This window comes from Streptomyces sp. NPDC002795, assembly GCF_042888725.1.
GTDB lineage: Bacteria > Actinomycetota > Actinomycetes > Streptomycetales > Streptomycetaceae > Streptomyces.
In genome coordinates this window covers 344,478-366,912 of sequence record NZ_JBIAQB010000003.1, presented here as the reverse complement: position 1 = coordinate 366,912, position 22,435 = coordinate 344,478, and the positions used below count along the sequence as shown (strand labels likewise).

Annotated in this window: 24 protein-coding genes; 14 read left to right on the top strand and 10 right to left on the bottom strand. The window is 70.9% G+C overall.

Annotation, left to right across the window (positions count from 1 at the left end; genetic code table 11):
* Positions 1-60 precede the first annotated feature (60 nt).
* The 5 genes from ACFYWS_RS10975 to ACFYWS_RS10955 all read left to right on the top strand — a co-directional run bounded on the left by ACFYWS_RS10975 (position 61) and on the right by ACFYWS_RS10955 (position 3,972).
* Positions 61-597 carry a DUF5134 domain-containing protein gene (locus tag ACFYWS_RS10975; protein WP_389274073.1) on the top strand — a complete coding sequence of 179 codons (537 nt, stop codon included), beginning with the start codon at positions 61-63 and terminating at the stop codon, positions 595-597.
* Positions 598-683: 86 nt separating this feature from the next.
* On the top strand, positions 684-1,619 hold the full coding sequence (locus ACFYWS_RS10970) for a M56 family metallopeptidase (protein WP_389272787.1): 936 nt from the start codon (positions 684-686) through the stop codon (positions 1,617-1,619).
* Positions 1,620-1,681: 62 nt separating this feature from the next.
* Positions 1,682-2,362 carry a phosphatase PAP2 family protein gene (locus ACFYWS_RS10965; RefSeq protein ID WP_389272784.1) on the top strand — a complete coding sequence of 227 codons (681 nt, stop codon included), beginning with the start codon at positions 1,682-1,684 and terminating at the stop codon, positions 2,360-2,362.
* 33 nt (positions 2,363-2,395) lie between these two features.
* The gene (locus ACFYWS_RS10960) at positions 2,396-3,091 is read left to right on the top strand and encodes an HAD family hydrolase (RefSeq protein WP_389272781.1); all 696 of its coding nucleotides are present in this window, start codon (positions 2,396-2,398) and stop codon (positions 3,089-3,091) included.
* 164 nt (positions 3,092-3,255) lie between these two features.
* Positions 3,256-3,972 (top strand): TetR/AcrR family transcriptional regulator, encoded by a 717-nt coding sequence (locus ACFYWS_RS10955; RefSeq protein WP_389272777.1) that lies wholly within the window; start codon positions 3,256-3,258, stop codon positions 3,970-3,972.
* Here the strand turns inward: ACFYWS_RS10955 and ACFYWS_RS10950 are convergent.
* On the bottom strand, positions 3,960-5,459 hold the full coding sequence (locus ACFYWS_RS10950; RefSeq protein WP_389272774.1) for an LVIVD repeat-containing protein: 1,500 nt from the start codon (positions 5,457-5,459) through the stop codon (positions 3,960-3,962). The genes ACFYWS_RS10955 and ACFYWS_RS10950 overlap by 13 nt on opposite strands.
* A 108-nt stretch (positions 5,460-5,567) precedes the next feature.
* Here ACFYWS_RS10950 and ACFYWS_RS10945 point away from each other — a divergent pair, with 108 nt between their 5' ends.
* Together ACFYWS_RS10945 and ACFYWS_RS10940 are read left to right on the top strand one after the other, a co-directional pair.
* Positions 5,568-6,212, top strand: coding sequence for a DUF305 domain-containing protein (locus ACFYWS_RS10945; protein ID WP_389272771.1), 645 nt, complete (start codon positions 5,568-5,570; stop codon positions 6,210-6,212).
* Positions 6,213-6,292: 80 nt separating this feature from the next.
* On the top strand, positions 6,293-7,645 hold the full coding sequence (locus tag ACFYWS_RS10940; protein WP_389272768.1) for an NADP oxidoreductase: 1,353 nt from the start codon (positions 6,293-6,295) through the stop codon (positions 7,643-7,645).
* Positions 7,646-7,663: 18 nt separating this feature from the next.
* Here ACFYWS_RS10940 and ACFYWS_RS10935 read toward each other — a convergent pair whose 3' ends face one another.
* On the bottom strand, positions 7,664-8,038 hold the full coding sequence (locus ACFYWS_RS10935) for an ArsR/SmtB family transcription factor (RefSeq protein WP_389272765.1): 375 nt from the start codon (positions 8,036-8,038) through the stop codon (positions 7,664-7,666).
* A 173-nt stretch (positions 8,039-8,211) separates the two neighbouring features.
* On the opposite strand from ACFYWS_RS10935, the gene ACFYWS_RS10930 reads away from it, so the two are divergent.
* Complete coding sequence (locus ACFYWS_RS10930) at positions 8,212-9,294, top strand: NADH:flavin oxidoreductase/NADH oxidase (RefSeq protein ID WP_389272762.1); 1,083 nt, start codon at positions 8,212-8,214, stop codon at positions 9,292-9,294.
* Between the two features lie 65 nt (positions 9,295-9,359).
* Here ACFYWS_RS10930 and aztD read toward each other — a convergent pair whose 3' ends face one another.
* From aztD to aztB, 4 genes are all read right to left on the bottom strand, one after another.
* The gene (aztD, locus tag ACFYWS_RS10925) at positions 9,360-10,559 is read right to left on the bottom strand and encodes a zinc metallochaperone AztD (protein ID WP_389272759.1); all 1,200 of its coding nucleotides are present in this window, start codon (positions 10,557-10,559) and stop codon (positions 9,360-9,362) included.
* A 64-nt stretch (positions 10,560-10,623) separates the two neighbouring features.
* The gene (aztC, locus tag ACFYWS_RS10920; protein ID WP_389272756.1) at positions 10,624-11,589 is read right to left on the bottom strand and encodes a zinc ABC transporter substrate-binding protein AztC; all 966 of its coding nucleotides are present in this window, start codon (positions 11,587-11,589) and stop codon (positions 10,624-10,626) included.
* Positions 11,586-12,812, bottom strand: a complete 1,227-nt coding sequence (locus ACFYWS_RS10915; protein ID WP_389272754.1) for a hypothetical protein — start codon at positions 12,810-12,812, stop codon at positions 11,586-11,588. The genes aztC and ACFYWS_RS10915 overlap by 4 nt, the downstream gene beginning before the upstream one ends.
* Entirely contained in the window at positions 12,809-13,702 is an 894-nt protein-coding gene (gene aztB, locus ACFYWS_RS10910; RefSeq protein ID WP_389272751.1) for a zinc ABC transporter permease AztB, read from the bottom strand. The genes ACFYWS_RS10915 and aztB overlap by 4 nt, the downstream gene beginning before the upstream one ends.
* A gap of 14 nt (positions 13,703-13,716) precedes the next feature.
* Between aztB and aztA the strand changes: the two genes are divergently transcribed.
* The gene (gene aztA, locus ACFYWS_RS10905) at positions 13,717-14,460 is read left to right on the top strand and encodes a zinc ABC transporter ATP-binding protein AztA (RefSeq protein WP_389272747.1); all 744 of its coding nucleotides are present in this window, start codon (positions 13,717-13,719) and stop codon (positions 14,458-14,460) included.
* A gap of 49 nt (positions 14,461-14,509) precedes the next feature.
* Here the strand turns inward: aztA and ACFYWS_RS10900 are convergent, their stop codons facing one another.
* The gene (locus tag ACFYWS_RS10900; protein WP_389272744.1) at positions 14,510-15,295 is read right to left on the bottom strand and encodes a helix-turn-helix domain-containing protein; all 786 of its coding nucleotides are present in this window, start codon (positions 15,293-15,295) and stop codon (positions 14,510-14,512) included.
* A gap of 132 nt (positions 15,296-15,427) precedes the next feature.
* Here ACFYWS_RS10900 and ACFYWS_RS10895 point away from each other — a divergent pair, with 132 nt between their 5' ends.
* Positions 15,428-15,787, top strand: a complete 360-nt coding sequence (locus tag ACFYWS_RS10895; RefSeq protein ID WP_389272741.1) for a nuclear transport factor 2 family protein — start codon at positions 15,428-15,430, stop codon at positions 15,785-15,787.
* 270 nt (positions 15,788-16,057) lie between these two features.
* Here the strand turns inward: ACFYWS_RS10895 and ACFYWS_RS10890 are convergent, their stop codons facing one another.
* From ACFYWS_RS10890 to ACFYWS_RS10880, 3 genes are all read right to left on the bottom strand, one after another.
* Positions 16,058-16,840 (bottom strand): amino acid ABC transporter ATP-binding protein, encoded by a 783-nt coding sequence (locus ACFYWS_RS10890; protein WP_389274070.1) that lies wholly within the window; start codon positions 16,838-16,840, stop codon positions 16,058-16,060.
* Positions 16,841-16,913: 73 nt separating this feature from the next.
* Positions 16,914-17,702 (bottom strand): amino acid ABC transporter permease, encoded by a 789-nt coding sequence (locus ACFYWS_RS10885; RefSeq protein WP_389274066.1) that lies wholly within the window; start codon positions 17,700-17,702, stop codon positions 16,914-16,916.
* A gap of 62 nt (positions 17,703-17,764) precedes the next feature.
* Positions 17,765-18,598 (bottom strand): transporter substrate-binding domain-containing protein, encoded by an 834-nt coding sequence (locus ACFYWS_RS10880; protein WP_389272738.1) that lies wholly within the window; start codon positions 18,596-18,598, stop codon positions 17,765-17,767.
* A gap of 215 nt (positions 18,599-18,813) precedes the next feature.
* On the opposite strand from ACFYWS_RS10880, the gene ACFYWS_RS10875 reads away from it, so the two are divergent.
* The 4 genes from ACFYWS_RS10875 (at position 18,814) to ACFYWS_RS10860 (ending at position 22,432) form a co-directional block, all read left to right on the top strand.
* The gene (locus tag ACFYWS_RS10875) at positions 18,814-19,737 is read left to right on the top strand and encodes a LysR family transcriptional regulator (RefSeq protein ID WP_389272735.1); all 924 of its coding nucleotides are present in this window, start codon (positions 18,814-18,816) and stop codon (positions 19,735-19,737) included.
* Between the two features lie 36 nt (positions 19,738-19,773).
* The gene (locus ACFYWS_RS10870; RefSeq protein WP_389272732.1) at positions 19,774-20,217 is read left to right on the top strand and encodes an RrF2 family transcriptional regulator; all 444 of its coding nucleotides are present in this window, start codon (positions 19,774-19,776) and stop codon (positions 20,215-20,217) included.
* Between the two features lie 78 nt (positions 20,218-20,295).
* The gene (locus ACFYWS_RS10865) at positions 20,296-21,474 is read left to right on the top strand and encodes a globin domain-containing protein (protein WP_389272729.1); all 1,179 of its coding nucleotides are present in this window, start codon (positions 20,296-20,298) and stop codon (positions 21,472-21,474) included.
* Between the two features lie 127 nt (positions 21,475-21,601).
* The gene (locus ACFYWS_RS10860; RefSeq protein ID WP_389272727.1) at positions 21,602-22,432 is read left to right on the top strand and encodes a transporter substrate-binding domain-containing protein; all 831 of its coding nucleotides are present in this window, start codon (positions 21,602-21,604) and stop codon (positions 22,430-22,432) included.
* The last annotated feature ends 3 nt before the right edge of the window (positions 22,433-22,435 follow it).

Below are 22,435 nucleotides of genomic sequence, written 5' to 3'. Positions count from 1 at the left end.
GGACACGTGATGGACGCCGATGACGAGACAGAAGTCGGGACGGACAGGATGGGGGACCCGGTGCACGGACCGCTCTCGGCCGCGTGGCTGCTGGTCGCACTGTGCGCGGCGACCGGCGCGTACTGCCTGCTGCGCCTGCGCAGCGACGTCGAGGAGCAGCGCCGCACGGCCGGCGGCGAGGCCCTGATGGGATTCGGGATGGCACTGATGGCCGTCCCCGCGGCGGTGCTCACGCCCCCACACTGGGCGTGGCTGCTGTATGCGACCGTGTTCGGGGCCGCCGCGCTCCGCGCCCTGTGGGCGTCCCGGACGGGAACCCATCACCTGCATCACCTGGTGGGCACGTTCGCCATGGCGTACATGGCGGTGGCGATGGCCGTCCGTCCGGATGCCCACGCGCACCACGGCGGCGCGGGCGCCCCGGCCCTCACGGGAGCCCTTCTCCTCTACTTCACGGTCTACGTCCTGTGGTCGGGCGCCCGCCTCGTTCCCGCCGGTCCTGTGGCCGCTGCCGGCTGGGGCGACCGGCCGGAACTGGCGCGGGCGTGCCGGCTCTCGATGGGGATCGGGATGCTGGCGATGCTGCTGACGATGTAGCGCGGCGATCAACGAAACCGTGGCGTGCGTCACTTGACGCGCCAGGTCATACCCGTGGGTAGCGCTCGCCTCATAGGGTGACGGCCATGACGGTCCCCGTAGCACTGTTGCTGCTCGGCGCCCTGGCCGCCCTGGTCGCGCCGAGACTCCTCGCGCGCTCGGACTGGACGGAGCGGGAGCCGATCGTCGCGCTGTGGGCGTGGCAGTGCGTGGTGGCGGGCGTACTGCTGTGCTGCGCCTTGTCGATGACGTTGAGCGCGGCCGCAGCCTGGGGCGCCGTGCGCGGCCATGTGTTCGCCGCGGCACCGCACGGGGTCGTGGACGCGTACGCGTTGCGCGCGGCGGGGCCGTGGGCGGCGACCGTCGCCGTGACGCTCGCCCTGGGCGGGGCGTGGACGGCGGCGATGCTGGTGCGCGAGGTGCGGGGCGCGCGGGCGAGGCGACGCGCGAGGCGGTCCGAACTCCTGGAGCGCGCGCCGCTGTTGCCGGGCGAGGAGCCGGGCCCCGACCGCCTCGTCATCCTGGAGGGCAAGCGCCCGGACGCCTGGTGGATGTCGGGAGCGACACCCCAACTGATCATCACCACCGCCGCGTTGCAGCGCCTGAAGGGACGTCAGCTGGACGCGGTGCTCGCGCACGAGATGGGTCACGCGCGGTGGCGGCACGACTGGCTGCTGCACTGCTCGGGCGCGCTGGCGTCCGGTTTTCCGCAGGTTCCGGTGTTCGCCTCGTTCCGGGACGAGATGCACCGGCTTGTGGAGCTGGCGGCGGACGATGTCGCCTCGCGCCGCTTCGGGCGCATGAGCATCGCGCTCGCGCTGGTGGAACTCAACGAGGACCGCGGGGTGTTCGGGCCCTGCCCGACGCCGCACACGCAGGTCCCGCAGCGCGTGCACCGGCTGCTCGCCCCGCCCTCGCGCCTGACGCCCGCGCACCGACTACGCCTGACGGCCTCGGCGGCGCTGATCCCGCTCGTCCCCCTCCTGGTCACCTTCGTCCCCGCGCTGCGGGCGCTGGGGTAGCACCACGCCGACCCGCCCACCGGGATGGCCCGCGCGGCGCCCGATGCGCGAGGATCTTCCCCATGCACCCGGTACGGCTCGACTCCACGACCCGACGCCCCCGACCCGTCCTCGCGCTCGCCACCGCGCTGGCCCTGGCCTCCGCCCTGCTGCTCGTCCTGGTGGCGCTCCGGTGGAGCCCGCTGATGGGCCTCGACCGCGACATCGCCCGCTCGCTGCACGTCCGGGCACTCGCCGAACCCGGCGTCACACACGTCAACCGCGTCCTGACCGACTGGGTGTGGGACCCGTGGACCATGCGGGCCCTGTGCGCGGTGATCGTACTGGCCCTCGTCTGGCGCTTGCGGGACTGGTTGCTCGCGGGCTGGGTGGCGGCCACCTGCCTGGTCGGCACGCTGCTGCAACAGGGCCTGAAGGCGGCCGTCGACCGGCCGCGCCCGCAGTGGCGCGAGCCGGTGGACTCGGCGCACTACGCGGCGTTCCCCTCGGGCCACGCGATGACGGCCACCGTGGTGTGCGCGCTCGTCCTGTGGCTGCTGCGGCGGTACGGGGCCGGGCGCGCACTGTGGCGCACCACGCTCACGCTCGCCGTGGTGTCGGTGCTCGGCGTCGGCCTCACCCGCCTGTGGCTGGGCGTGCACTGGCCGTCGGACGTGCTGGCCGGCTGGCTGTTCGGGGGGCTGACGGTGGTGGTGTCCACAGCGGCGTACGGCAAGTGGGTCGCACCCAACGCCCGTTCTTGACCAGTGCGTTCGACACACCTGAGGATCGACGGCATGACGATCAAAGCCGTGCTGTTCGACTTCTCCGGGACACTCTTCCGTATCGAATCCACCCAATCCTGGCTGCGTGCCGTGCTCGACGAGACCCAACTCGCGCTGTCGGCACAGGAGTTCGCGCGTGCGGCCGAGGGGCTGGAGGCGGCGGGAGCGCTGCCGGGCGGCAGCACGCACCAGGCGAACGTCCCCGAGCACCTCGCGGAGCTCGTCGCCGTCCGCGACGTGGACGCCTCGCGGCACCGCGCCGCGTACACGGGCCTGGCCCGCCAGGTGCCGCTGCCCGACGAGCGGCTCTACGACGCCCTGTACGACCGGCACATGACGCCCGCCGCCTGGCGGCCCTACCCGGACGCCCTTGAGGTGCTCGCCGGGCTGCGCGAGCGCGGCGTCCCGGTGGCCGTGATCAGCAACATCGGCTGGGACCCGCGTCCCGTCTTCGCCGAGCACGGCCTCGACCCGTTCGTCGACGCGTACGTCCTGTCGTACCGGCACGGCGTCACGAAGCCGGATCCGCGGCTGTTCGCGGCGGCCTGCGAGGAGTTGGGCGTGGCGCCCGGTGACGCGCTGATGGTGGGTGACGACCGCCTCGCCGACGGCGGAGCCGCGGAGCTGGGCTGCGCGGTGCACTTCGTGGACCACCTGCCGGCCGAGGCCCGTCCCGATGCGCTGCGGCCGGTGCTCGGCATGATCTGAGCCGCCTTCACCTGACGCCCCCGCACATGACACAGCCGTATTCGGACGATCCCCCGCGTCGCCCGAATACGGCCGGCCCTCCCGCGCACACCACGCCCAACAGGCCGGTGGCCGGGAAGCGCTGAGTATAGTTGGCTGCGAGCCAGTCAACGCAGGAGTCAAGAATGTCCCCCCGCAGCGCATCGGTCAATGAGGAGTTGCGCCGACGTTCCCGTGAGCGGCTCCTGCAGGCGACGTTGGAGCTCGTCGGGGAACGTGGGTACGACGCGACGACGCTCGGCGACATCGCGGACCGCGCCCGCTCGGCCCGCGGCCTGATCTCGTACTACTTCCCGGGCAAGCGGCAGTTGCTGCAGTCCGCCGTGCACCGGCTGATGCACCGCACCCTTGAGGAGACGCTGGAGCGGGAGCCGCGGCCCGGACTCGACGACGGGGACGAGCGCCTGGCCCGCGCCGTCGACGCGATCCTCGGCCTCGCCCGCGACCACCCCGTCCTCATGCGCACGCACATGGCGGGAATCCTTCAGGCCGAGGGCTTCGTGCAGTGCCCGGAGCAGCAGCGGCTCGCGGCGCTGCTGCGCGACACCGTCGTGCGGCACGGGACGCTCGACGTCGACACGGACTACCCGCTGCTTCGGGCCCTGTTGATGGGCGCCGTGTTCTCGCTCCTGGTGCCCGGCGCGCCGATGCCGCTGAGGGCGCTGCGCGCCGAGCTGTTCCGCCGCTACGGCCTGGAGTGGCGGTGGGGCTTCCCGCCGGACGACGAGGATGACGCGTCGTCCGGCGGGGACCCCGTTCACGGCAGACCGGCCGATTTCTCACGCTACTTCGAGCCGCTGTCACCGGCCGGCAACGGTGAACGGACCAGTCAGCCGAAGTAGTCCGGCTGCGTCTGGGTGTTCAGTTCGCCCAGGCGGATCTTCTTCGCCGGGTCGGTGCGGGCATCGTTGACCTTCAGGACGTCGAAGCCCTTCGCGATGTCGTTCGAGTAGATGTAGCCGTTGTAGTAGTACGCCGACCAGGAGCCGCCCGTCGTGATCTTGTCCGTGGTGAGCGGGCCGCGCTCGAAGTAGCCGATCTCCTTGGGCTTGGAGGAGTCCGTGAAGTCCCAGACGGAGACGCCGCCCTGGTACCAGGCCTGCACCATGAGGTCCTTGCCCTTGACCGGGATCAGCGAGCCGTTGTGCGCGACACAGTTCTCGGTGTCGGCCTGGTGGCGCGGGATCTTGAAGTAGCTCTTGAAGACGAGCTTGCGCTTGTCGCCCTTGCCGGTGATGTCGTAGATGCCGTCGGCGCCGCGGTCCGGGCCGATGGCCTCGTTGCAGGTGGCCGCGCCACCGCCGCCCAACTCGTCGGTGAAGACGACCTTGTTGGCCTTCTGGTTGAAGGTCGCCGAGTGCCAGAACGCGAAGTTGACGTTGTCCTGGACCTGGTCGATGACCTTCGGGTTCTCCGGGTCCGCGATGGAGAACAGGATGCCGTCGCCCATGCAGGCGCCCGCCGCGAGGTCCTTGGAGGGCAGGACCGTGATGTCGTGGCAGCCGGTGGTCTTGGAGACACCCGGGTTGGTGGGCCCGCCGGGGTTGCCGCCGCCGTCCTCGCCGTCACCGGGGAAGAGGACGGGGAAGTTCACCACGGCCGCCTTCTGCGGCGCCTTGCGGGGCACCTTGATGACCGAGATGCCGTCGTGCGGAGGCTTGCAGTCCGGGAACGTCGCGCTCGGCGAGTACGAGGAGACGTACACGTAGACGTTCTTCTTCTCCGGCACCAGGGTGTGCGTGTGCGAGCCGCACGCGGTCTCGACGGCGGAGACGTACTTCGGGTTCTTCTTGTCGCTGATGTCGAAGACCTTCATGCCCTCCCAGGACGACTTCTCGGTCGCCGGCTGGGTGGTGGAGGCACAGGAGTCGTCGCTGCGGGAGCTGTCCGTGGACAGGAACAGCAGGTTCCCGGAGACGGAGATGTCGTTCTGGGAGCCGGGACACAGCACCTGGGCGACCGTCTTCGGCGCCTTGGGGTTGCTGATGTCGAAGACACGGAACCCGTCGTAGTTCCCGGCGAAGGCGTACTTGCCCTGGAAGGCGAGGTCCGAGTTGGTGCCGGGCAGCGCGTCCTTGGGGATGTTGGTGACGTGCTGGATGTTGTCCGAGTGGACTATCTCGTCCTGGCCGGGTATGTCGCCGGCGGATATCGCCTTCTCGACCTCGGCCTCGGTGCTCTTCGAAACGCCCTTGGGGGCCGACGACTTGTCGCCCGGGTCGGGCGTCGCCGATACGGGGCCCGCCGCGAGCAGCGCCGCGAGGAGTCCGACTGCCGCGGTGGCAACTCCCAGGCGTCTGCGCCGCGTTCTCGGGGAGTACAGGGTCACTGTTGTCTCCTTGGGTGACGGTGACTTCGCTCGTACGTGAACGATTCACGGATCTCCCCGAGTATCGTCCTCCTCATGCACAGATCAATAGGTGGCAACGCAATCGTCATGAAAGTTGCTGTCGCCGCGCTGGTGGCGGTTCCGGCGCTGGCATTGACCGGGTGCGACTCGGGAGGTGCGGACGACGCGGGCAAGGCCAACTCCCGTGCGTCCGCGGGACCTTCGGTCATCGCGCCGGGCAAACCGGGCGACGCGGCCGAGACCCTGTCCGCCGACGACGCCAAGAAGCGCGGCGCGGACGACACCCCGAACTCCGCCGACGTCACGTACGCGCAGATGATGATCACGCACCACGAGCAGGCCCTGAGGATGACCCAACTGGCCCCGAAACAGGCCGGGTCGGCGAAGCTCAAGGGACTCGCCGAGCGGATCAGCGCCGCGCAGGGGCCCGAGATCGAGACGATGCGCGGCTGGCTCCAGAAGTACGACCGCGACACCGCGCCCGAAGGCCACCACGCGCACGACACGATGCCGGGGATGGCGACGGAGTCCCAGCTGAAGAAGTTGAAGGCCGCCCGCGGCGAGGCCTTCGACGAGCTGTTCCTGAAACTGATGATCACGCACCACCAGGGGGCCGTGACGATGGCCACGGAGGTCAAGAGCGGCGGGAACAACATCCAGGTGGAAGAGATGGCCGACGACGTGATCGCGCAGCAGACGACCGAGATCGAGCGGATGCGCGACATGTCCTGAGCGACGCCGCGCCCCCTCCCCCACCGCGCCTCCCGGTGTCATGCTTGGACACATCAGCACCCCGGCGGAGGGAGCCTCCCGTGCCGCACATCGCCGTCGTCGGCTCGGGTCCGAGCGGGGTCTACACCGCGCAGGGCCTCGTACGGCAGGACCGGGTTCCGGATGTCCGCGTCGACGTGCTCGACCGGCTCCCCTGCCCGTACGGCCTCGTGCGCTACGGCGTCGCCCCGGACCACGAGAAGATCAAGTCGTTGCAGGGCAATCTGCGGTCGGTCCTGGAGGACGAGCGGGTCCGCTTTCTCGGCGGGGTGGAGATCGGCCCGGCCCTGCCGCCCGCGGGGCTCCTGGAGCTGTACGACGCGGTGGTGTACTGCGTGGGCGCGGCGGCCGACCGGCGACTGGGGGTGCCGGGCGAGGACCTGCCGGGCAGCTGGTCGGCGACCGACTTCGTGGCCTGGTACAGCGCCCACCCGGACGCGGTCGACGGCGGCTTCGTAGGGGGTGTGCGTTCGGCCGTCGCCATCGGAGTGGGCAATGTGTCGGTGGACGTGACCCGGATGCTGGCCCGTGGCGCCACCGAACTCCTGCCCACCGACATGCCGCGCGCCGCGCTCGACACCCTCGCCGCGAGCGAGGTCCGGGACGTGCACATGGTGGGTCGGCGCGGCCCCTCGCAGGCCCGCTTCACCACGAAAGAGCTGCGCGAGCTGGGCGGACTTCCGGACACCGAAGTCGTGGTCGACGAGAGCGAGTTGGCGCTCGATCCGGCGTACGCCGACACATCAGGGCTGCCCGCCGCGCAGCGGCGCAACGTGGAGGTGTTGCGCGGCTGGGCCGCCGAGCCACCACGGGGCGCGCGCCGCCGGATCCACCTGCGGTTCTACCTGCGCCCCGTCGAGGTGCTCGCGGGGGGCGACGGCCGGGTGGCCGGGGTCCGTTTCGAGCGGACGCGGCCCGACGGGCACGGGGGCGTGACCGGCACCGGCGACTTCGAGGAGGTCGCCGCGCAGCTGGTGCTGCGTTCGGTGGGCTATCGCGGCGTGCCGCTGGAGGGCCTCCCGTTCGACGAGAGCAGCGGCACCGTGCCGCACGAGGCCGGTCGGGTGCTGCGGGACGGCCGGGTGGCGCCGGGCGAGTACGTCGCTGGGTGGATCAAGCGCGGCCCTACCGGCGTGATCGGCACCAACCGTCCCTGCGCCAAGGAGACCGTCACGTCGCTCCTGGACGATCTGGGCGATGCCGTCGCCTTCGTAGGTGACAGTCCCGCGCGGGATCCGCTGAGCGGTCTGATCGCGGCGGGGGCGCGGCCCGTGCTGTGGGACGGGTGGCGGGCCATCGAGCGGGCCGAGGCGGAGTTGGGGCGCGGGCTCGGGCGGGGCTCGGTGAAGATCCCGGACTGGGAGGGCCTGTTGGGCGCGGCGCGGGGGTCGTAGCCGGCGCGACCGAGCGGCTCAGCCCTCGCCGAGCCGGTCCTCCTGCCGGTCGGCCGCGTCGAGGACGGCGTCGAGAAGGCCGGGGAAGAGCGCGTCCAGGTCGGCCCTGCGCAGGCCGTTGAGCTTGGCGGTCCCCCGGTAGACCTGCTCGATCACCCCTGCCTCGCGCAGCACGCGGAAGTGGTGCGTGGTGGTCGACTTGGTGACGGGCAGGTCGAAGGCCGAACAGGACAGCTCGGCCTCCGCAGAGGCCGCCATCTCCCGGACGACGGCCAGGCGCATCGGGTCGGACAGCGCGTGCAGCACCGCTTCGAGCCGGATCTCCGGACGGGCGGGGTGCGCGAGCGTGCGGCCGGAGGCGGCGGTCACGGTGTGCGGTGCTGCGGCCGTCATGGACGACTCCCCTTTTGCGGTACGGGTGGCTGGGTGCCTGCGGTGCGTCACCGTCATTGTACGAGAACCATCGTAGTTTGACACCTGCCGTACTACGGTGGCTATCGTACTAGCGAGGTCCTCGTAGCGATCCGCGAGGCCGTTTCCGCGATCCACACCGAATGGAGTCCGCCGTGAGCGCACTGTTCGAGCCCTACACCCTGCGGTCCCTGACCATCCCCAACCGCGTGTGGATGCCGCCGATGTGCCAGTACAGCGCGGCTCCCGAGGGCCCGCTCACCGGTGCGCCGAACGACTGGCACTTCCAGCACTACGGGGCACGCGCCGCGGGCGGCACCGGCCTGATCATCGTCGAGGCGACGGCCGTCTCCCCCGAGGGCCGCATCTCCCCGCAGGACCTCGGCATCTGGAACGACACCCAGGTCGAGGCCTTCCGCCGGATCACGTCGTTCCTGAAGTCGCAGAACACGGTTCCGGGCATCCAGCTCGGTCACGCCGGCCGCAAGGCCTCGACCGACCGGCCCTGGAAGGGCGGCGCGCCGGTGGGCCCGGACGCGTACGGCTGGGAGGCCGTCGCGCCCAGCGCGGTCCCGTTCGACGAGAAGCACCCGATCCCCGCCGAGCTGTCGGTCGAGGGCATCAAGGAGATCGTCCAGCAGTTCGTGGCCGCCACCCGCCGCTCTCTCGACGCCGGTTTCCAGGTCATCGAGCTGCACGGCGCGCACGGCTACCTCATCGGCGAGTTCCTCTCCCCGCACTCCAACAAGCGCACGGACGAGTACGGCGGCTCCTACGAGAACCGCACCCGTTTCGCCCTTGAGGTCGTGGACGCGGTCCGCGAGGTGTGGCCCGAGGAGCTTCCGCTGCTCTTCCGTATCTCCGCGACCGACTGGCTGGAGGGCGAGGAGGGCTGGACCGCCGACGACACCGTCCGGTTCGCCGCCGAGCTGAAGGCCCACGGCGTGGACCTCATCGACGTGTCGACCGGCGGCAACGCTGCGGGCGTCCGCATCCCGCTCGGCCCTGGTTACCAGGTCCCCTTCGCGGCCCGCGTCCGCAACGAGGCCGGGGTCCCGGCCGCCGCGGTCGGCCTCATCACCGAGCCCGAGCAGGCCGAGAAGATCCTCGCCAACGGTGAGGCCGACGCGATCCTCCTCGGTCGCGAGCTGCTCCGCGACCCGTCGTTCGCCCGCCACGCGGCGCGCGAGCTGGGCGCCGAGAGCCACGTCCCGGACCAGTACCACCGGTCCGTCTGAGCCTGGCAGCCTTACAGAGCCGTACGCCCCCGTGGTCCGCCGACCACGGGGGCGTACGCATGGCGTCAGTGCCCGGCCACCACGCCGGACAGCTCATTGGTGCCCTTCGGCAGCTTCACGGAGGTCCGCTTCTTGCCGGTGTCCAGGTCGATGGCGTGCAGGGCCTTCTCGCCGGGGTCGGAGACGTACGCCGTGTGGTCGCGGACGAACAGCGTGGGCCGGGGCTGCTGCCAGTCCAGGGGTTCCCGCCACTCGCCCACGGCGTCGATCTTCTTCTCGATCTTTCCGGTGGCCGGGTCGATGACGTGGATCTTTCCGTCGGTGCCCAGGACCAGCGCCTCACCCTCCGGGCCCCTGGCCAGCGAGCGGAACGAGTAGCTGGTCCCCAGGTCGACCAGGCGGAGCTTCTTCTTCTCCGTGTCGACGAGGGAGATACGGGTGGGGCGTTCCAGCTCGGCCTCCTCGTCGGTCTTGTAGTCGCCGAGGAGGACCGGGGAGGCGTCGCTGCCGGCCTGGTTGCCGATGCGGCCGTAGTCGTCGGGTGCGTCGACCTTGGTGAACTTGCCGTCCTTGTAGATGAGGATGCCGTCCTCGCAGCCGACGCCGACGGCCTCGCCCTTGGCCGCGGCCTCTCCGTGCACGCCGGGGCACTTCTCGTTGCGCGCGATCTCCTTGTTGTTCTTGTCGAGGACGAGGACGCCGGTGCGCGTCTCCTTGTTGCCGAGCGTGCTGAGGAGTTCGCCGTTCTCCAGCTCGATGGCCACGCCGTGGTGGGCCTCGGCCGAGGCGTAGTCGCGGCCCTTGGGCTTCGTACCGGCGCCCAGGTCGGCGGGGTCGAAGACGTTGACCTCGCCGGTGCCGTCGGTGAAGAGCACCGTCTTGCCCGCGTGCCGCACGACATGGCCCGGCTCGGAGCCCTTGTACGCGATGTCGGTGAAGCGCTGTCCGGCGGCGTCCAGGACGCGGAAGCCGCTGTCGGTGGAGACCATGACGTGGTCCTTGTCACCTGCGGGGTTGAGGCGGTTGAAGCCCGGCAGGTCGATCGTCTTGGCGAGCTTGAGGCTCTTGCCGTCGAGTATGTACAGGCCGCCGTCGAAGCCTGCGACGAGCGGGTCCTCGGCCGCGGTGGCGGGTGTGGCGCGCTTGGCCTTGGACGAGGTGGTGGTGTCGTCCTCGCTCCCGCAGGCGGTCAGCACCGTGGCGATCGCGAGGGCGCAGGCCGTCCCCCCGAGGGCTCTCCTGCGGGTCGTCCGGGTCGTGTTCACTTGTGTTCTTCCTTCTCTGTCGCTGTCCGTGTCGCTGTCTGTGTCGCTGTCGAACGTTCGGAGTTCAGTGGCCTGTCAGGCCCTTGGTCATCGCGGTCGTGTTGGCGCGCATCATCCGCAGGTACGTGTCCGCGCCCTCGCCCTCGGCCGTCAGGGACTCGGAGTACAGCTTCACGACCTGGACCCGGCCGCCCATCTCCTTGCGCAGTACGTCGGCGAGGCGTGTGGGCTGGGAGGAGTCGGCGAACACGGCGCGGACACCGGCCCGTTCCATGGCCCGGGTCAGGGAGCGCAGGTCGGAGGAGCTGGGTGAGGCGAGGGTGGTGCCGCTGGGGACGACGGCGCCGACGACGCGGAGGCCGAAGCGGTCGGCGAGGTAGCCGAAGACGTGGTGGTTGGTGACGATCGCGCGCCGGTCCTCGGGTAGGCGGTCGAAGGACTTGCCCATCCAGGTGCTGAGCTTCGCCAACTCCTTGTCGTAGTGGTCGGCTTGGGCCCGCACGGCGCTGTCGTCGACGCCGTCGACGTGCTGGGTGATCTGGTCGGCGATGAGCCCCGCGGCCTTGCGCATGCGGTCGGGGTCGGTCCAGAAGTGCGGGTCGGCCTGGCCGTCCCCGGCGTCGTCGCCGGTGTGGAAGGTGAGCGGGTCGACGGCCTTGCCGACCTCGAAGGTGGCGACGCCGGATTCCCGGGCGGCGTCGACGTGGCGCAGCACGTTCTCCTCCAGGCCGAGGCCGTTGTGGACGACCAGGTCGGCCCGTTCGATGTCGGCGGCCTGCCGTGCGGAGAGGCCAAAGGAGTGCGGGTCGGCGTTGGGCTTCATGAGGACGGTGACCTCGGCCTGGGCGCCCGCTATCTGCCGGGTGACGTCGCCGAGGATGTTGGTGGTGACGACGATGCGGGGCCGTGCGCTGTCGGTGGTGCAGGCGGTCGCGGTGGCGGCGGCCACCAGGGTCAGCAGTCCGAGCAGCAGACTGCGCAGCCGCGCCGTGCCCACGCGTACGTGCTTCTTCGCCTCGTCCGCGCTCATCGGCCGGTCTCCGCCATCAGCACGGGTTCGACGTCGAGGTCGAAGGTGCGGGCGATGCGCAGGTCGTCGTTGTAGTCGACCTCGAACACCCGCTTGCCGTCGGGGTCGTTGACGTAGGCGCGGCTGCGGTCGACCTCGATGACGGGGGCGTTCCCGGTGTGCGGCTTTCCGGTCAGGAGCTTCTTGGTGCGGGTGGTCTCCTCGCCCGCCTTGATGTCGTAGCCGTGCAGTCTGCCGTCGGCCTCCAGGACGAGGAGTGGTGCGCCCTCCCCTGCGGTGTTGGCGGCGACGGCGGTCCCGGTCTCCACCCGCTTCCAGGCGCGCTCGCCGACGTCGAGCACCCATACGGCGTCGTCACCGGCCCGCGCGGTCAGGGTGTCGCTGCCGGGGCGCTGCCGGAACTCGGCGGCGCGTTCGGCCTCCGGCACGTCCTTCTCGTAGGGGATGGACTCGGCGGTGAACTTCCCGTCCTCCTCGCGTACGAGCAGCGCTCCGTCGGCGCAGCCGAACACCGCTCCGCGGCGGGTGACGGCGTCGCCCTTCGGGTTCTCGCACGTGGCGTCCGGCGCGGTGACGCGCTTGCCGTCGCGGTCGAACACGGCGAGCTTCGCGGTGTCGCCCTTGCCGGTGAGTGCCAGCAGGTGTTCCTCGTACGGGACGACGGGTCCGGTGGCCGTGCCAGGCAGTGTCCCGGTGCGCGCGATTTCGCCCTTGTCGAGCTTGGCGCGGTCGTACAAGGCGGTCCGTCCGCCCTTACCGGTCACCGCGGTGACGGCCATGTCACTTCGCACCAACGCGCCGTCTCCGGCGGCGAGTTGCCCTACGTCGCGGATCGCCGCGCGGTAGTAGTGGACGTGGTCGCCGTGGTCCACGGTCCAGGAGCCGCCGTCGAGGACGTGGGTGGCGCCGGAGGTGTGGAGGTAGCCGAAGCGGCCGTCCGTGGCGAGGTGGGCGGTGCCTTCGACCTTGTCGGTCTTCGTCACCTTGCCGGTGATGAGGTCGAGGACGCGGGTGCTTCCGCTGCCGGGGTCGTTGAGGAGCAGCCGGGACTGCTGCTCGGCGCCCTCCTTCGCTCCCGCCACGTAGCCGTGCGGGGCGGTCGACGGCGAACTCGCCGCCGGTTTCGGGTCGTTGTCGCCCTGCGTGGCGCAGCCCGCGGCGAGCAGGGCGGTGAGCGCCAGCGGGACCGGGGTCCACTTCGCGGCGTTGGTTCTGGCGGTCAAGACATTGCCTCCGACTTCCTTCGGTCGACTTCGGGCACGGGAGCGGGAGGGACACCGTCGGCCGCACGGCTCGTACGGCGGTGGCGGACGCCGGAGGCGAGGTGGGAGAGGAAGAAGAGACTCACCGCGAGCGCCGAGACGGTGGCCCCGGCCGCGGTGCCGAGGTGCCACGACAGGAGCAGCCCTCCGAAGGTGGCGGCGGCGCCGAGGAGGGCGGCGCCCACCATGACCCCGCGGACGCCGCGCGCCCAGGGCAGGGCGGCCGCGGGTGGCGCGATCAGCAGGCCGAGGACGAGCAGCGTGCCCACGATGTGGAACGAGGCGACGATCGCGAGACCAAGGAGACCGAGCAGCACGGCGTGCGCGAGCCGCGGGCGCAGGCCCAGCGTCTCGGCCTTGCGGGCGTCGAAGGTCAGGGCGAGGAAGGCGCGGTGGCCGAGGGCCGAGACGAGCAGCGCCACGCACAGAGCCACCCCTAGCACGGCGAGGTCCTGTCCGCGCACCGCGAGTACGTCACCGAAGAGGAATCCGGTCAGATCCACCGCGAAGGACTGCGAGCGCGACACGATGATCACGCCGAGCGACAGCATGCCGACGAACAGCAGCCCGATCCCGGTGTCCCGGGACAGTCGCCGGGCCCTGCCGAGTGCGGTCACCCCCGCCGTCATCACCGCCGCGCTCGCGACCGCGCCCACCATCAGGTTGCCGCCGAACAGCGCGGCCAACGCGACGCCGGGCAGCAGCCCGTGGGACATCGCGTCCCCGAGGAAGGCCATCCCCCTGAGCGCCACCCAGGTCCCGGCCAACGCACATATCGCGGACACCAGGATTCCGCCCCACAGGGCTCGCTGCACAAAGGCCACCTCGAAGGGGGCCGTCAACCACTCCATGCGAGGACAGTACAATGAAAACCATGTTCAACAAACCGACCATCGTTCCGGCCCCACGGCAGCACCGGACCGCCCGCGTCCACCTGGAGGACCTCTGCGCCGGATACCCCGGCCGCAAGGTCCTCCATCAACTGGCCACCGACATACCGGAGTTGGCGAACGTCGCGCTCGTCGGTCCGAACGGCAGCGGAAAGTCGACGCTGCTCGGCGTGGTGGCCGGTGTGATCCGTCCTACATCGGGAGAGGTGCGGCACCACGGGGACCGGCGGCCGGCCTTCGTGCCGCAGCGCGGGGCCGTCGGGGACACGCTCCCCCTGACCGTGCGTCAGACGGTGGAGATGGGGCGCTGGGGCGGGCTCGGGTCTTGGCGCAGGCCGTCGCGGCGGGACCGGGCCGCCGTCGGGGCCGCGCTCGACCGGCTCGGCATCGGCGACCTCGCCGGACGTCAGCTGGGCGAGCTGTCGGGCGGGCAGCGGCAGCGCACGCTGATCGCGCAGGGACTTGCCCAGGAGTCCGACCTGCTGCTCCTCGACGAGCCGACCACGGGCCTCGATCCGGAGGCCCGCGACCGGATCGGGTCACTGCTCACGGCCCTCGCGGACGAGGGGGTGACCGTCGTCCAGGCAACCCACGACCTCGACGCCGCACGCGCGGCGGACGTCTGCCTGCTGCTGCGCGACGGCCACCTGGCAGGGCAGGGCCCACCCGACGAGGTGCTCACGGAGTCGGCGCTGGCTCGGGTCTGGCAGCCTGTCTGACGTCGGAGGCGCGACTCATTGCCAAGTGCGCCCGAACACCCCCGTACACCTACGAGTTCTCTTCGAAACGGCGCCGCGTCGCAGCGTCCGCCGGCAGGAACGTCTCCAGGTGCAGACCCTCCAGGGCCGCGTCGGCGGGTGTGGTCAGCTGGGCGGAAGTGCTGAAGAAGCGCAGCGGGTCGGCGTCCGGCACGGTGAGTTCCAGGGTGAGGACGGGGTTGCCGGTGGGGGCGGTGCGGGGCACCGTCGCGAGGTGGTGCGCGGTCTCCTCGGCGAGTGCGAAGTGGCGTGGGTCGTGGGTGCGTTCGGCGCGGTGGATCAGCTGGTGGTGCAGGTGGGAGGCCCACTGTGTGAAGTTGCGGATCCGCGGGGCCAGACCCTGTTCGTGGACGCACAGCCGGATGACGTTGATCGGGGGTTCGAGGAGCTGGGGCGCACACCCTTCGAGCAGCGCGGCCACGCCCTCGTTGGCGTCGACGACGTCCCAGTAGGTGTCCAACAGCAGTGCCGGGTACGGCATATGGGCGTCGAGGAGTCCCCGCAGCCCGTCCATGACGACGGCGAGCGAGGCGTCCGCCAGGTCCCGGTCCCGGTAGTGCGGCGCGTAGCCGCCGGCGAGGAGCAGCTGGTTGCGGGAGCGCAGTGGGACGTCGAGGTGGTCGGCCAGGTGCAGGATCATCTCGGGCGTCGGGTGCGCCCTGCCGGTCTCCACGCGGCTGAGGTGCCGGGTGGAGACGGCGGAGCGGTTGGACAGCTCCTGCTGGCTGAAGCGGCGCCGTTCGCGCCAGTCGCGCAGCAGCGGGCCGACGGTGCGGGCGTCCACGGAGGTGGTCATGACGGCAGCGTACGGCGGCGGGGCACGCGCTCCATGACCTCTGAGGTCATGGAGCTTCAGTCGCCGCCCGGTCAGGGTGATGGCATCAGCATCAACACACCACGTGTCACCGGAGGTTCGACCATGAAGATCATGACCGCACACCACGCCGTCGACGCCTACCTCGCCACCTGGAACGCGCAGGGCGAGCAGCTCACGAAGCTCGTCGCCGAGCACTGGGCGCCCGGCGCCACGTACACCGATCCGCTGGCCGAGGTGGCGGGCCACGCGGCGCTCTCCGCGCTGATCGACGGGGTGCACCAGCAGTTCCCTGGCTGTGTGTTCACGCCGGTCGGTGAGGTGGACGCGCACCACCGGCAGCTGCGGTTCCAGTGGGGCCTCGGCCCCGAGGGAGCCGAGCCGCTGGTGATCGGCTTCGACGTCCTGGTGCTGGACGACGAGGGCCGGATCCTCGACGTCCGCGGCTTCCTGGACAAGGTGCCCGCGGCCTGACACGTACGCGGGCGGGCCGTAGATCGCCGGATCACGACACCACCCGTCCCACCACCGCCGCGGCCGCGCGCAGGCCTCCGCCGCGCAACTCGTCGGCGCTGCGCAGTTGACCCGCGCGGGTCCCGGCGGTCCGTGTCACCGAGACGACCCTGGCCCCGCGCAGCCAGAAGCTGGGCGGGCAGATCCTGGCGCCGGACGGGGCCCGCGAGCGGTTCGTGGGCCCGGACCTGTGGGGGACGGCGCCGCACGCCCGGTGAGCACGGCCCGCCGCTACGACTCCGCGTCCGCGGGCCGCACGTCCGCGGGCATCGCGTCCCCCGGGTTCACGACGCGCGCGAGGAACGAACGGGTGCGCTCATGGCGGGGGTTGGCAAGGACCTCGTCCGGGCTGCCCTCCTCGACGACCACGCCGCCGTCCATGAACACGACGCGGTCCGCGACCTCGCGGGCGAAGCCCATCTCGTGGGTGACGACCAGCATCGTCATGCCCTCGTCGGCGAGCGAGCGCATCACGCCGAGTACATCGCCCACGAGTTCCGGGTCGAGCGCGCTGGTCGGCTCGTCGAACAGCATCAGCTCGGGCCCCATCGACAGGGCGCGGGCGATGGCCACCCGCTGCTGCTGGCCGCCGGACAGCTGGGACGGGAAGCCGGCCTCCTTGTCGGCGAGGCCGACGCGTTCGAGGTTCGCGCGCGCCGTCCGCTCCGCCTCGGCCCGGTCGCGGCCGAGGACCCGGCGCTGCGCGATGGTGAGGTTCTCCAGGACGTTCAGGTGCGGGAAGAGGTTGAACTGCTGGAAGACCATGCCGATCCGACGGCGTACGCGGTCGATGTCGAGGTCCGGGTCCGTGAGGTCCGCGCCTGCCACCACCACCCGCCCGGACGTGGGCTCTTCCAGCAGGTTGGCGCAGCGCAGCAGGGTGGACTTGCCGGACCCTGAGGGGCCGATGACGCAGACCACCTCGCCCTGCGCGACGGTGAAGTCCACCCCGCGCAGCACTTCCAGGTCGCCGAAGGACTTGTGCAGTCCCTGGATCTCGATGGCCGCGGTCATGCCGGTGTCCTCGTCCTCGGTGCCGTTCGGTGCGTCCTTGGGTGCGTCCCTAGTGTCATGTGCCACGCCCCGCTCACCTGGCCTTCGCGTGCCGCGCCTCTAGGCGGCGCACCAGATAGCCCAGGGGGACGGTGACGAGCAGGTAGCACAGGCCCGCGACGAAGATGGGCGTGCTGTTGGCGGTCTCGCCCGCCAGGTCCCGGCCGAACTTGGTGAGTTCGCGGGTCTCCAGGGAGACGCCGAGGAAGAGGACCAGGGAGGAGTCCTTGAACAGCAGGACCAGTTCGTTGGTGAGCGGCGGCACGATGATGCGGAAGGCCTGCGGGATGACGATCGAGCGCATCGCCAGGGTCCGCGACATGCCGAGCGTGCGGGCGGCCTCCATCTGGCCGCGGGGCACGGCCTGGATGCCGGCCCTGATCGTCTCGGCCATGTACGCCGCGGCGACCAGGCCGAGCGCGATGGCCACCTGCCCGTAGACGCCGCCGGGAAGGGCGGTGCCGGGGAACGCGAGCGGCACGCCGACACCGATGAAGATGAAGATCAGCAGCGCGGGCAGGCCACGGAACAACTCGATGTAGATGGAGGCGAGCCACCGGTAGGGGGCCACCGACGACAGCCGCATCAGGGCGATGACCAGACCGAGCACGAGGCCGACGCCGAACCCGGTGAGGGTGTAGATCACCGTGTTGACCAGGGCGGTGGTGATCATCCCCGGGAACATCCGCCGGGCGACGGACGGGTCGAGGAACTGGTGCTGGAGCTGCCCCCAGTCGGCGAGCGTCGCGGCGAGCAGCACCGCGACAACGAGGACCGCGTACTGGACGGCGCGCGTGATCGTGCGCCTGCGGCGCGGGGACATGCGCTTGCGCGGTGGTGAGTCCCGTCCCGAACTCCCGTCCAGCGATGGTGCCTTGACGGTGCTCACTTCGTGGCCCCGTCCTTCGGCATCGGGCCGATCCACTGCTCGTAGAGCTTCTTGTACGTGCCGTCCTTCTTGGCCTGGCCGATCGCCTTATTGACCGCGGCGAGCAGCTTCGGGTTGCCGCCCTTCTTCACGGCGAAGCCGTACTCCTCGCCGGTGGGGACGGTGCCGAGGAGGACGAACTTGTCCTTGACCGCGGAGTCCTTCAGCCAGTTCTGGACGACCGGGTAGTCCTGGATGATGACGTCGACCTGGCCGGTGCGCAGCCCGTTGAGCTCGGCGTCGGAGCTCTCGAAGGACTGCGAGTCGATGCCCTTCTTGTGCGCCAGGTCCTCACCGGTGGTCGCGGCCTGGGAGCCCAGCTTCAGCTTGCTGCCCTTGATGTCGTCGATGCTCTTCGCGTCGACTCCCTTGCGGGCGAGCAGCGCCTGGTCGGCGTCGAAGTAGGGGTCGGAGAAGTCGAGGTTCTTCTTGCGCTCGGCGGTGATGGTCATGCCCGCCGCGGCGACGTCGCACAGGCCCGCGTTGAGGTCGGCCCCGGTCTTGATGGTCTCGAAGGACTTGTCGATGATGTCCTGCTTCACCCCGAGCTCCTTGGCCACGAGGTCCATCAGGGAGACGTCGAAGCCGACGACCTTGCCGTTCTTCTCCGACTGGAAGGGCGCGTACGGCAGGTGTGTGCAGGTGGTCAGCTTGCCCTTGTGGACCAGCTTCACCCCGCTCTCGGTCGTCGTGACATCGGCGCTCTTGCTGCACGAGGTCGTCAGGGCCACGAGGCAGGCCGCGACGGCGAGCGGGACACAGCGGCGGGCGAGGCGTGCGGTTGAAGTCACGGGGCTTCCCTGGGACTTGGAGGGGCGGGCGGTGCCCGGCACGGGCGGCCGAGAGCACGTCGGCCCGGGGTGCGGGACCGGCACTGACCTCGGAAAACATGAGGTTCGGACACACTGACGCACGGGCGCGGCAGGGTCCACATCACGTTTCTTTGCCCACCCCAAGAAATGCTTACCGATCTTGACTTGCGGGATGAACTCCATAGCTTGTACGCATGTTTGACTCCCGGCACATCCAGACGTTCGCCGAGGTCGTGCGCACGGGCTCCTACGCGGCGACGGCGCGGGACCTCGGGTACACGCAGCCCGCCATCAGCCAGCAGATGAAGGCGCTCGAACGCGCCGCCGGCACGCCGCTGTTCGTCCGGGCGGGGCGCGGCCTGCGGCTCACGGACGCCGGGCAGGTGCTGGCCCGGCACGCCACGGGCATCCTCAGCTCCATCGAGACGGCGCACGGCCAGCTGAAGGCGATCACCCGCCTGGAGTCGGGGCGCGTCCGCGTCTGCGGCTTCCCCGCCGCGAACGCCGCCCTGCTCCCGGCGACCGTCGCCCACCTCGCCGCGGCCCACCCGGGCATCCGCGTCGAGCTCCTGGAGGAGGAGCCGCCCGACTCCCTGCGCGCGCTGCGCGAGGGGCGGTGCGATCTGGCGCTCGCCTTCGCACCGGAGCACACCGGTGACGGCGCGCACCACGACAGCGGGGAGGGGCTGGTCGAGACGGAGCTGCTCGACGATCCGCTGTTGGCACTGCTCCCGGCAGGCCACACCCTCGCCGGGAGCAGCCACGTGGAGCTCGGCCGGCTGGAGCGGGAGCGTTGGATAGCCGGGTGCGGGCGCTGCCGGGGGCATTTCGTCGCCGCCTGCGCGGCCGCGGGTTTCGCGCCGGACATCGCCTTCACCACCGACGACAGCCTCGCGGTGCGGGGGCTGGTGGCCGCCGGGGCGGGCATCGCGCTGGTGCCCGGCATGACGCTGTCACTCCTGCGGCACACCGAGGTCGTGGCCCGCCCGCTCGCACCGGCGGGCAGCCGCCGGGTGTCGGCCTTTGTGCCCGAGGGGCACGAGACGGCGCCGGTCACCGCGCTGATGCTGCGGACGCTGAGCGAGGCGGCGGCGGGCATGGAGCCGGCCATCGCTTAATTTGCCTTTCATATGCAACATTTATAGCCTGCGGCCATGCGGCTGACGCGATTCACGGATCTCGCCCTGCGCGTACTGATGCGCCTCGCGGTCGAGGAGGGCGAACTGCCCACCACCCGCGAGGTAGCGGGCGCCATGGAGGTGCCCTACACGCACACCGCGAAGGCCGTCGCCAAGCTCCAGCGGATGGGCCTCGTCGAGGCGCGGCGCGGCCGGGGCGGCGGGCTCGCACTCACCGGAGCCGGGCGGTCGGCCTCCATCGGCGCGCTCGTACGCGAGCTGGAGGGGCCGGGGGACGTCGTGGACTGCGAGGGGACGACACCCTGCCCCCTGCGTTCGGCCTGCCGCCTGCGCGGAGCGCTGCGCGAGGCACAGGAGGCGTTCTTCGCGTCGCTCGATCCACTCAGCCTCACCGACCTCGTCAAGGCGCCCACCGGCCCGCTACTGGTGGCCCTTTCACCCCCTCCCGGGACGGACTGACCCATCCACGTCCGCACAAGCGGGAGACACCCGCGCACTCAAATACGCATCTGAGAGTCAGATTAAGGAGTCCTGCCGATGCTCACCGACCAGTCGGCCACCGTCGTCCGCGCCACCCTCCCCGCCGTGGGCGCCGCCATCGAGGACATCACCGGCCTCTTCTACGAGAAGCTGTTCTCGGCCCACCCCGAGCTGCTGCGCGACCTGTTCAACCGCGGCAACCAGGCGGCCGGCACCCAGCGCCAGGCGCTCGCCGGTTCGATCGCCGCGTTCGCCGGGTACCTCGTGAACCACCCGGACGACCGGCCCGACGTGATGCTGGCCCGGATCGCGCACAAGCACGCCTCCCTCGGCGTGCGCGCCGAGCAGTACCCGGTCGTGCACCGGCACCTCTTCGAGGCCATCGCCGAGGTCCTCGGCGACGCGGTCACCCCGCAGGTCGCGGCGGCCTGGGACGAGGTGTACTGGCTGATGGCGAACGCCCTCATCACGATCGAGAAGCGCCTCTACGCGGAACAGGGCGCGGTCGACGGCGACGTCTGGCGCGAGTGGGAGGTGGTGTCCCGCGCCGAGGAGACGCCCGACGTCGCGTCCTTCCTGCTGCGCCCGGCCGACGGCGCCCCCGCGCCCGCGTTCAGGGCGGGCCAGTACGTGTCCGTGCAGGTCGAACTCCCGGACGGGGCACGGCAGATACGCCAGTACAGCCTGACCGGCGCGCCCGCCGCCTCGGGGCGTTCCATCGCGGTGAAGCGGGCCGACGGCGGCGAGGTGTCGACCCATCTGCACCGCCACGTCCACGAGGGCGACCGGCTGCGGGTCTCCGCGCCGTACGGCGACCTCGTCCTGAGCGCCGACGAGACACCTCTACTGCTCGCCTCCGCCGGCATCGGCTGCACTCCGATCCTCGCCATGCTGGAGGACCTGGCGGCCACCCGGCACGCGGGCCCGGTCACCGTCGTACACGCCGACCGCTCCCCCGGCACGCACGCGCTGCGCACCGAGCACGCGGCGCTCGCCGGGAAACTCGTCGAGGGGGCCGCCCACTTCTGGTACGAGGAGGGGGCTTTGGCCGGTGGGCGTACGGGGTTCGCCGATCTCGCGGAGGTGGCGGTCGCGCCGGGTACGCGCGCGTACCTGTGCGGGCCGTTGCCCTTCATGCGCGCGATGCGGGAGCAGTTGCTGGCCATGGGGGTGGCCGCGGCCGACATCCACTACGAGGTGTTCGGGCCGGACCTCTGGCTGGCCGCGGCGGCGTAGTGCCGGCCTTGGTTTTCGTGGCCATCCGAGCCGTGGACACGGCCTTCACCGGTGTGAACTCTTCTGAAAAGGTGTCTCGCTGAACGATCAGTTCAGTCTGCAACCACCATGCCGAGGAGTCGTCGCGATGAGCCGCCGCACATCCAGACAACGTGTCGCCACCCTGTCCGCCCTGGTGTGTCTGCTGGGTCTGACCGCCGCCGCGCCCGCCGCGCCGTCGGCCACCCAGCAGGCCGCCAAGAAGCAGCCGGCCAGCCTGCTGGACTCGGTCCCCAAGTCCGGTGTCCTGCGCGTGTGCACGACCGGCGACTACAAGCCGTTCACGTACAAGGACCCGAAGGACGGTTCGTACAGCGGCATCGACATCGACATGGCGAAGGAACTCGCGAAGAGCCTGGACGCCAAGACCCGGTGGGTGGACACCACATGGGCGAATCTGTCGAGCGACCTGGCGGCCGGGAAGTGCGACGTCGCCGTCGGCGGTGTCTCGATCACGCTGCCGCGCGCCCGCCAGGTGTACTTCAGCGAGCCGACCCGCGAGGACGGCAAGACGCCGATCGTGCGCTGCGCGGACAAGGACAAGTACCAGACGCTCAAGGACATCGACCAGGCCGGGACGACCGTCGTCGTCAACCCGGGTGGTACGAACGAGCAGTTCGCCCGCGCGAACATCAAGCAGGCCACCATCAAGCTCCACCCGGACAACCGCACGATCTTCGACGAGATCGTGGCGGGCCGGGCGGACGTGATGATGACCGACGCGAGCGAGACGCTCTACCAGTCCAAGCTCCACCCCGAGCTGTGCTCGGTCCACCCCGACAAGCCCTTCTCGTTCGCGGAGAAGGCGTACGCGACGCCGCGCGGCGACCGCGACTTCCACGAATACGTCGACCAGTTCGTGCACCTGACGACGCGCGACGGCACGTACAAGAATTACGAGTCGGAGTGGCTGAGCTGAGCC

Excerpts from the sequence above, each read along its gene's own strand:
- ACFYWS_RS10885 (WP_389274066.1), bottom strand. The coding sequence starts at position 17,702 with ATGTCCCCGCGCCGCAGGCGCACGATCACGCGCGCCGTCCAGTACGCG.
- ACFYWS_RS10935 (WP_389272765.1), bottom strand. The coding sequence starts at position 8,038 with ATGACGGCCGCAGCACCGCACACCGTGACCGCCGCCTCCGGCCGCACG.
- ACFYWS_RS10900 (WP_389272744.1), bottom strand. The coding sequence starts at position 15,295 with ATGACCACCTCCGTGGACGCCCGCACCGTCGGCCCGCTGCTGCGCGAC.
- ACFYWS_RS10860 (WP_389272727.1), top strand. The coding sequence starts at position 21,602 with ATGAGCCGCCGCACATCCAGACAACGTGTCGCCACCCTGTCCGCCCTG.
- ACFYWS_RS10960 (WP_389272781.1), top strand. The coding sequence starts at position 2,396 with ATGACGATCAAAGCCGTGCTGTTCGACTTCTCCGGGACACTCTTCCGT.
- ACFYWS_RS10870 (WP_389272732.1), top strand. The coding sequence starts at position 19,774 with ATGCGGCTGACGCGATTCACGGATCTCGCCCTGCGCGTACTGATGCGC.
- ACFYWS_RS10945 (WP_389272771.1), top strand. The coding sequence starts at position 5,568 with ATGAAAGTTGCTGTCGCCGCGCTGGTGGCGGTTCCGGCGCTGGCATTG.
- aztC (WP_389272756.1), bottom strand. The coding sequence starts at position 11,589 with ATGAGCGCGGACGAGGCGAAGAAGCACGTACGCGTGGGCACGGCGCGG.
- ACFYWS_RS10965 (WP_389272784.1), top strand. The coding sequence starts at position 1,682 with ATGCACCCGGTACGGCTCGACTCCACGACCCGACGCCCCCGACCCGTC.
- ACFYWS_RS10970 (WP_389272787.1), top strand. The coding sequence starts at position 684 with ATGACGGTCCCCGTAGCACTGTTGCTGCTCGGCGCCCTGGCCGCCCTG.
- ACFYWS_RS10955 (WP_389272777.1), top strand. The coding sequence starts at position 3,256 with ATGTCCCCCCGCAGCGCATCGGTCAATGAGGAGTTGCGCCGACGTTCC.
- ACFYWS_RS10895 (WP_389272741.1), top strand. The coding sequence starts at position 15,428 with ATGACCGCACACCACGCCGTCGACGCCTACCTCGCCACCTGGAACGCG.
- ACFYWS_RS10865 (WP_389272729.1), top strand. The coding sequence starts at position 20,296 with ATGCTCACCGACCAGTCGGCCACCGTCGTCCGCGCCACCCTCCCCGCC.
- aztB (WP_389272751.1), bottom strand. The coding sequence starts at position 13,702 with ATGGAGTGGTTGACGGCCCCCTTCGAGGTGGCCTTTGTGCAGCGAGCC.
- ACFYWS_RS10875 (WP_389272735.1), top strand. The coding sequence starts at position 18,814 with ATGTTTGACTCCCGGCACATCCAGACGTTCGCCGAGGTCGTGCGCACG.
- aztA (WP_389272747.1), top strand. The coding sequence starts at position 13,717 with ATGAAAACCATGTTCAACAAACCGACCATCGTTCCGGCCCCACGGCAG.
- ACFYWS_RS10890 (WP_389274070.1), bottom strand. The coding sequence starts at position 16,840 with ATGACCGCGGCCATCGAGATCCAGGGACTGCACAAGTCCTTCGGCGAC.